The organism is Micromonospora deserti, from assembly GCF_003236335.1.
Lineage (GTDB): Bacteria > Actinomycetota > Actinomycetes > Mycobacteriales > Micromonosporaceae > Micromonospora > Micromonospora deserti.
Genome location: NZ_POUB01000299.1, coordinates 1 through 6944, shown reverse-complemented (window position 1 = coordinate 6944; position 6944 = coordinate 1). Strand labels below are relative to the sequence as shown.

Genomic DNA, 6944 nt, shown 5'->3' with positions numbered 1-6944 from the left:
GGTGGGTGCGGCGGATGACCGGCCCGAGCGGGGTGGGTATCGGCTGGCGGTCGGAGATCGACGGCTTCGTCGCCGGCCTGCCCGGGCTGCGCTTCGTCGAGGTGGTCGCCGAGTCGGTTCCGGCTGGCGGCCCGCTCCCGGCCGGCCTCGCCGCGCTACGCCAGCGGGACGTGGCGGTCGTACCCCACGGGGTGCGCCTCTCCCTCGGCGGCACGGAGCCGGTCGACCCCGCCCGGGTGGCCCACCTGGCCGCGGTGGCGGAGCTGGTGGGCGCACCGCTGGTCAGCGAGCACATCGCCTTCGTCCGGGCCGGGGGACTGGAGGCCGGCCACCTGCTGCCGGTGCCGCGCAGCCGGGAGGCGGTCGAGGTGGTCTGCGCCAACGTCGCGCGCGCCCAGGCCGAGCTTCCGGTGCCGCTGGCGCTGGAGCCGATCGCGGCGCTGTTCGACTGGCCCGACGAGGAGCTGGACGAGGCCGACTTCCTGACCGAGATCCTGGACCGGACCGGCGCGGGGCTGCTGCTCGACGTGGCCAACGTGTACGCCAACGCCCGCAACCGGGGCGCCGACCCGGTCGCGCTGCTCGACCGGCTGCCGCTGGACCGGGTGGCGTACCTGCACGTGGCCGGCGGCGCGGAGCACGGCGGCTTCTACCACGACACACACACCGACCGGGTGCCGCCGGCCGTGCTCGACCTGCTGGGCGAGGTGTGCGCCCGGCACCGCCCGCCGGCGCTGCTGCTGGAGCGGGACGGGAACTACCCGCCCGCGCCGGTGCTCCGCGCCGAGCTGGACGCCCTCGCCGCCGCGTCCGGGTTCCCGGTGGTGACATGAGCGGGCGGCGACCCGATCCGGGCGGGCGCGCGGACCCCGGCCCACCCGGCGGGCAGCGGTCGGGCGGGGGCCTGGCCGCCCGGCAGGCGGAGCTGGTGGCGGCGCTGGTGGCGGGCGGGCCGGTCCCGCCCGGCTTCGCGCCGGCGCCGCTGGCCGCCGCCCGGGCCGCGCTGCTGCGCAAGCGGGCCGGGGACGTGGCCCGGCAGTGGCCGCTGCTCGCCGCCGGTCTCGGTGCGGACTGGCCGGGCATCTTCGCCGGGTGGGCGGCCCGGCGGCCGACCGCCGGTTCGCTGCGGGACGGCTGGGACCTCGCCCGTGAGCTGCGCGAGCGGGGCGCGCTGCCGCCGCTGGGCGCCGAGGAGCTGGCCGTCCGGGAGGCGACCGAGCGCTACGACGGGCGCCGGGCGCCGCGCCGTCGCCGGTGGCCGGCGTGGGGGCGCGCCGGCGGGGCCGTCGCTGTCCAGTTCGCCGGCCGGGTACGCCTGCTGCGCCCCGCCCGCCGCTGACCACCCGCCCGGCCTTCACCCCCGCGTCGGCCGCGTGCCTTCCGCCGGCCCGCGGGCGGCCGCCGGGTGGGCGGCGGGTGACCGGGCGACGCGGCCCCGGATGACAGGCGGCGGGGCGACCGGGCAACGCGGACCCTGAAGGACAGGTACTGGCGCAGTGACCGGGCGACGCGGGCCCGAAGGGCGCTGGCGCCGGGCCGGCGGCGGCCCCGGGCTGGCGGAGCGGCCCGGGTGGGGCAGGATCGCGGTATGGATCTCGGACTCACCGACCGGGTGTACGTACTGACCGGCGCCTCCCGGGGTCTCGGCTACGCCACGGCGGAGTGCCTCGTCGCCGACGGCGCCCGGGTGGTCCTCTCCGCCCGGGACCCCGACGCGGTCGCCGCCGCAGCGCGCCGACTCGGCGGGCCCGGGCGGGCCGTCGGGGTGAGCGCCGACCTGGCCGATCCGGAGACGCCAGAGCGCCTGGTGGCCACGGCCCGCGAGCACTTCGGCCGGCTGGACGGGGCGCTGGTGTCGGTGGGCGGGCCGCCACCCGGCAGCGCCGCCTCGGTCACCGACGAGCAATGGCGGCACTCGTTCGAGACGGTGTTCCTGGGTACCGTGCGGGCGGTGCGGACGGTCGCCGCCGCGCTCAGCACGGGTGGGGCGATCGGCCTGGTGCTCTCCACCTCGGCCCGCAGCCCGGTGCCCGGCCTGGGCATCTCCAACGGCCTGCGGCCCGGCCTGACCGGCGCGGCCAAGGACATCGCCGACGAGTACGGCCCACGCGGGGTAAGGGTGGTCGGGCTGCTGCCGGGGCGGATCATGACCGACCGCAACGCCGACCTGTTCGCCGCCACCGGCGACCCGGATCGAGCCCGCGCCGAGGCCGAGGCCGGCATCCCGCTGCGCCGGATCGGCGAGCCGGCGGAGTTCGGCCGGGTGGCCGCGTTCGTACTCTCCCCCGCCGCGAGCTACCTGACCGGGGTCACCGTACCGGTCGACGGCGGCGCGCTGCGCGGCCTGTGATGACCGGCCCCACCCGCCGCCGCGCCGGACCGGGTCCGGCCTCCGGCCCCGGTCCGGGCTCCCGTCCGGCCGGTGGTGAGCCGGGCGCGGGCTCCGGCGCGCCCGCCCGGCCGCCGGCGGCGGGCCGGCATCCGCGGCCGACCCGGGAGGAGTTGGCCGCCGCGGCGGACCGCACCCTGCCGGACGTCATCGCGCCGGGGCTGGACGTGCTGTTCGTCGGGATCAACCCGGGCCTGTGGTCGGCGGCGACCGGCTGGCACTTCGCCCGGCCCGGCAACCGCTTCTGGCCGGCGCTGCACCGGGGCGGCTTCACGCCGCGGCAGCTGCACCCGAGCGAGCAGGACGAGCTACCCGGCTACGGTCTGGGTGTCACGAACATGGTGGCCCGGGCCAGCGCGCGGGCCGATGAACTGAGCGCCGCCGAACTGGTCGACGGGGCGACGGTCCTCACCGCCAAGGTGAGCCACTACCGGCCGCGGTGGGTGGCGGTGGTGGGGGTGACGGCGTACCGGATCGGGTTCGCCCGGCCGAAGGCGACCTTCGGCCCGCAGCCGCAGCCGCTGGCTGGCGCGCGGCTCTGGGTGCTGCCCAACCCCAGCGGCCTGAACGCGCACTTCACCCCGGACACCCTCGGCGCCGCCTTCGCCGAGCTGCGCGCCGCGGTGCGCGCCACCGAATGACCGCTCAGTTGGCGGCGGCGGGGGGCAGCGCCTCGTCGGCGACGTACGACCGCATCGGCAGCGCCACCGGTTCCGGGCCGGTCGCGTCGACGTACGGGGTGGGCGAGTCGGCGACGGCGAACTGGGTGCGGTAGAGCTCGGCGTAGAGGCCACCGACGGCGACCAGCTCGTCGTGCCGGCCCCGCTCGACGATCCGCCCCTCGTCGAGGACCAGGATCTGGTCGGCGTCGCGGACCGTGGAGAGCCGGTGTGCGATCACCAGCGCGGTACGGCCGGTCAGCGCCACCGACAGCGCCCGCTGCACGGCCGCCTCGCTCTCCGAATCCAGGTGGGCGGTCGCCTCGTCGAGGATCACGATCGACGGGGCCTTGAGCAGCAGCCGGGCGATGGCGATGCGCTGCTTCTCGCCGCCCGAGAACCGGTAACCGCGCTCGCCCACGGTGGTGTCCAGCCCGTCGGGCAGCGACCGGACCAGGTCGGCGACCTGTGCGCCGGCCAGCGCCGCCCACAGCTCGTCGTCGGTGGCGTCCGGCTTGGCGTAGCGCAGGTTCTCGGCGATGGTCTCGTGGAACAGGTGCGAATCCTGGGTGACCACGCCGATCTCGTCGCGCAGCGAGTCGAGGGTGGCGTCGCGCACGTCGACGCCGCCGACCAGCACCTGCCCGTCGGTCACGTCGTAGATGCGCGAGATGAGCATGGACAGCGTCGACTTGCCGGCACCGGAGGGCCCGACCAGCGCCACCATCTGCCCCGGCTCGACGGCGAACGAGACCCCCCTGAGCACCGGCTCGTTGACCGTGCGGTCCAGCGTGGCGACCTCCTCCAGGGAGGCCAGCGAGATCTCCGCGGCGCTGGGGTAGCGGAACCGCACCTCTCGGAACTCGACCCGGCCGGTGCCCCGGGGCACCGGCACCGCGTCGGGCTTCTCCTCGATGGCGGGCGCCAGGTCGAGCACCTCGAAGACCCGGTCGAAGGAGACCAGCGCGCTCATCACGTCAACCCGGACGTTGGACAGCGCGGTCAGCGGGCCGTAGAGGCGGGTGAGCAGCAGCGCGAGGGTCACCACGGTGCCGGCGCTGACGTTGCCGGTGACCGCGAGCCAGCCGCCGAGGCCGTAGGTGAGGGCCTGGGCCAGCGAGGCGACCAGCAGCATCGCCACGAAGAAGGTCCGCGAGTACATCGCGGACTGGATGCCGATGTCGCGCACCCGCTCGGCCCGCCCGGCGAACCGGCGCGCCTCCACCTCCGGCCGGCCGAAGAGCTTGACCAGCAGCGCGCCCGCGACGTTGAACCGCTCGGTCATCGTCGCGTTCATCTTGGCGTCGAGGTTGTACGCCTCACGGGTGATGTCGGCGAGGCGCCGGCCGACCCGGCGGGCCGGAATGATGAAGATCGGGAGCAGCACCAGCGAGAGCGCGGTGATCTGCCAGGAGAGGGTGAACATCACCGCGGCGGTGAGCACCAGCTGGATGACGTTGCTGACCACGCCGGACAGCGTCGAGGTGAACGCCCGCTGGGCGCCCAGCACGTCGTTGTTGAGCCGGCTGACCAGCGCGCCGGTCTGGGTACGGGTGAAGAACTGCAGCGGCATCCGCTGGACGTGGTCGTAGACCCGGGTGCGCAGGTCGAGGATGATGCCCTCGCCGATGCGCGCCGAATACCACCGCTGCGCCAGGGAGAGCAGCGCGTCGGCCACCGCCAGCGCGGCGATGAACAGCGCCAGCCGGACCACCACGGCACCGGCCTCCGGGCTGCCCCGGTTGATCGCGTTGATCACGTTACCGGCGAGCACCGGGGTGGCGACCCCGATGATCGCGGCCAGCACCACGGTGACGAGGAAGACGATGATGTCGCGGCGGTAGGGCCGGGCGAACGCCACGATCCGCCGGGCCACGCCCCGCTTGAGGTGATGACCGGAGATCTCGTCGCGGTTGCGCATCGACCGGAGCATGCTCCAACCGGCCATGCCGCCGCCGGACATCGAGTTGGACACGCTCACCTCCGGGTCGTCGGACAGACCGCACCGTCAGGTCAATTCTCCCGACGACTGTGACAACCTCGGTCGTAACCCGGATCTTCCCGAGCGGTCCTTACTATTCTCCCCGCCCGGCGAGATCGCGCAGCCGGCGGGTCTGCGCCTCCCGCTCGGCCCGCTGCTGCTCGGCGTGCGAGCGGCCGGCGGCGCCGGCCAGCAGGGCCTTGATCTCCACCACGGCGTCCCGGTTGTTGGCCAGCAGCCCGGCGGTCAGGTCCCGCACCGCGGCGTCCAGCTCGGCGTTCGGCACCACCAGGGTGGCCAGGCCGATCCGGTCCGCCTCGGCGGCGTCCATCCGCCGGCCGGTGGCGCAGATCTCCAGCGCGCGGGCGTAGCCGACCAGGTCGACCAGGCGCCTGGTGCCGGCGAGATCCGGGACGAGGCCGAGCGTCACCTCGGCCATCGACAGCCTGGCGTCCTCGGCGAGCACCCGCAGGTCACAGGCGAGCGCCAGCTGGAACCCGGCGCCGATGGCGTGCCCCTGCACCGCCGCGACGGAGATGACGTCCGGTCGGTGCAGCCAGGTGAAGCCGCCCTGGAACTCGGCGATCCGGTCCGCGCACTCCTGCTCGGGCAGGGTGGCGAGCTCGGCGAACGAGCCCGGACCGGACGCACCGGCCACCGACAGGTCGAGGCCGGCGGAGAAGGCCCGCCCCTCGCCGCGTACCACCACGACGCGCACGTCGCCGGGGAGCTCCCGGGAGAAGTCGCTCATCGCGCGCCACATCGCCGGGGTCTGGGCGTTGAGCACGTCGGGCCGGCACAACGTCACTGTCGCGACCGGCCCGTCGCATTCCAGCCGTACCCCAGTCGCCTCGGCGGTCACCGGGCGGCCCGGGGCGCGGCGCTGCTGGACGACGCTGGTGGGCGGGTCACGCCTTCTTGCGACGCCGGGCGCCGCCACGCTGCCGCAGCTGCACCCCGGACTCGGTGAGCACCCGGTGGATGAACCCGTAGGAACGGCCGGTCGAGGCCGCGAGCGCGCGGATGCTCTCCCCCGAGGTGTACCGCTTTACCAGGTCCTTGGCGAGCGTCTGGCGCTCGGCTCCGACGATCCGGCGACCCTTCTCAGTGCTGGTGGCTGTGCCAGTGGCTGCCATGCTGTGTCCTCACGTCCCAGACTGTGCGGTTCGGATACGGTCCCACCTATTAGACCGCCTCGAACGATCATGCGCCAGATATCAACTCTTCGCCAACCGACACGCTATGCAATGTCAGCTACCCGATAGGGTGACCCTGCCCACCGCGGCTCCGCCCCGCCCACGACGGGCGGCGCCGGCCGCCGGGCCGTAGCCTCCCTGCCGTGATCGACCTTTTCGGCACCGCGGCCGGCGCGGCCGTGGTGTTCGCCGCCACCGACGTCGACGACATCGTCATCCTGACCCTGTTCTTCGTCGCCGCGCGCACCACCGGCCGCCCCCGCCGTTGGCAGATCGTCGCCGGGCAGTACCTCGGCATCGGGGCGCTCGCCCTGGCCAGCGCGGTGGTCGCGGCCGGGTTGCTGGTGGTGCCCGACCCGTGGACCGGTCTGCTCGGACTGCTGCCAGTCGCGCTCGGCGTCCGCGCGCTACTCGACGGGGACGAGGGGGAGGCGCCGGCGGTGGTGCCCGGGACGCTCGGCGTGGCCGGCGTGACGGTCGCCAACGGCGCTGACAACGTCGCCGTCTACGTGCCGGTCTTCCGGGCCCTCGGCCCCGCCGACACCGCGGTCTTCCTGCTGGTCTTCGTGGTGCTCATCGCGGCGTGGTGCGCGGCCGGCGCCTGGCTCGGCAACCACCCCCGGGTGGTCCGCCTGGTCGAACGTGCCGGTCACCGCCTGGTCCCCGCCGTCCTCATCGCCATCGGTCTGGTCATCCTGACCACCTCCGGCCTCCTCCCC

8 protein-coding genes are annotated in these 6944 nt (G+C 75.1%); 5 read left to right on the top strand and 3 right to left on the bottom strand.

From position 1 onward, the window contains the following. Positions 1 to 14 precede the first annotated feature (14 nt). The 4 genes from C1I99_RS27470 (at position 15) to mug (ending at position 3030) form a co-directional block, all read left to right on the top strand. Entirely contained in the window at positions 15 to 833 is an 819-nt protein-coding gene (locus tag C1I99_RS27470; RefSeq protein ID WP_111137112.1) for an MbnB/TglH/ChrH family RiPP precursor modification enzyme, read from the top strand. Further along, positions 830 to 1339 carry an SCO6045 C-terminal-like domain-containing protein gene (locus C1I99_RS27465; protein WP_233512749.1) on the top strand — a complete coding sequence of 170 codons (510 nt, stop codon included), beginning with the start codon at positions 830 to 832 and terminating at the stop codon, positions 1337 to 1339. The genes C1I99_RS27470 and C1I99_RS27465 overlap by 4 nt, the downstream gene beginning before the upstream one ends. A gap of 249 nt (positions 1340 to 1588) precedes the next feature. Then, complete coding sequence (locus tag C1I99_RS27460) at positions 1589 to 2350, top strand: SDR family oxidoreductase (RefSeq protein ID WP_111137111.1); 762 nt, start codon at positions 1589 to 1591, stop codon at positions 2348 to 2350. A 152-nt stretch (positions 2351 to 2502) separates the two neighbouring features. Further along, positions 2503 to 3030 carry a G/U mismatch-specific DNA glycosylase gene (gene mug, locus C1I99_RS27455; RefSeq protein WP_233512748.1) on the top strand — a complete coding sequence of 176 codons (528 nt, stop codon included), beginning with the start codon at positions 2503 to 2505 and terminating at the stop codon, positions 3028 to 3030. Between the two features lie 4 nt (positions 3031 to 3034). On the opposite strand, the gene C1I99_RS27450 is transcribed toward mug, so the two are convergent. The 3 genes from C1I99_RS27450 to C1I99_RS27440 form a co-directional block, all read right to left on the bottom strand. Further along, complete coding sequence (locus C1I99_RS27450; RefSeq protein WP_111137113.1) at positions 3035 to 5011, bottom strand: ABC transporter ATP-binding protein; 1977 nt, start codon at positions 5009 to 5011, stop codon at positions 3035 to 3037. A gap of 112 nt (positions 5012 to 5123) precedes the next feature. After that, positions 5124 to 5891, bottom strand: a complete 768-nt coding sequence (locus tag C1I99_RS27445; protein ID WP_111137109.1) for an enoyl-CoA hydratase/isomerase family protein — start codon at positions 5889 to 5891, stop codon at positions 5124 to 5126. A gap of 46 nt (positions 5892 to 5937) precedes the next feature. After that, positions 5938 to 6165: a helix-turn-helix domain-containing protein gene (locus C1I99_RS27440; protein WP_007462679.1), complete on the bottom strand. Its 228-nt coding sequence runs from the start codon at positions 6163 to 6165 to the stop codon at positions 5938 to 5940. A 203-nt stretch (positions 6166 to 6368) separates the two neighbouring features. Between C1I99_RS27440 and C1I99_RS27435 the strand changes: the two genes are divergently transcribed. Then, a partial coding sequence (locus tag C1I99_RS27435; RefSeq protein WP_111137108.1) for a cadmium resistance transporter occupies positions 6369 to 6944 on the top strand: 576 nt, incomplete at its 3' end.

Bases quoted from the DNA above. Each gene is read 5' to 3' on its own strand.
- C1I99_RS27470 (WP_111137112.1), top strand. From the start codon at position 15: ATGACCGGCCCGAGCGGGGTGGGTATCGGCTGGCGGTCGGAGATCGAC.
- C1I99_RS27465 (WP_233512749.1), top strand. From the start codon at position 830: ATGAGCGGGCGGCGACCCGATCCGGGCGGGCGCGCGGACCCCGGCCCA.
- C1I99_RS27460 (WP_111137111.1), top strand. From the start codon at position 1,589: ATGGATCTCGGACTCACCGACCGGGTGTACGTACTGACCGGCGCCTCC.
- C1I99_RS27450 (WP_111137113.1), bottom strand. From the start codon at position 5,011: ATGTCCGGCGGCGGCATGGCCGGTTGGAGCATGCTCCGGTCGATGCGC.
- C1I99_RS27440 (WP_007462679.1), bottom strand. From the start codon at position 6,165: ATGGCAGCCACTGGCACAGCCACCAGCACTGAGAAGGGTCGCCGGATC.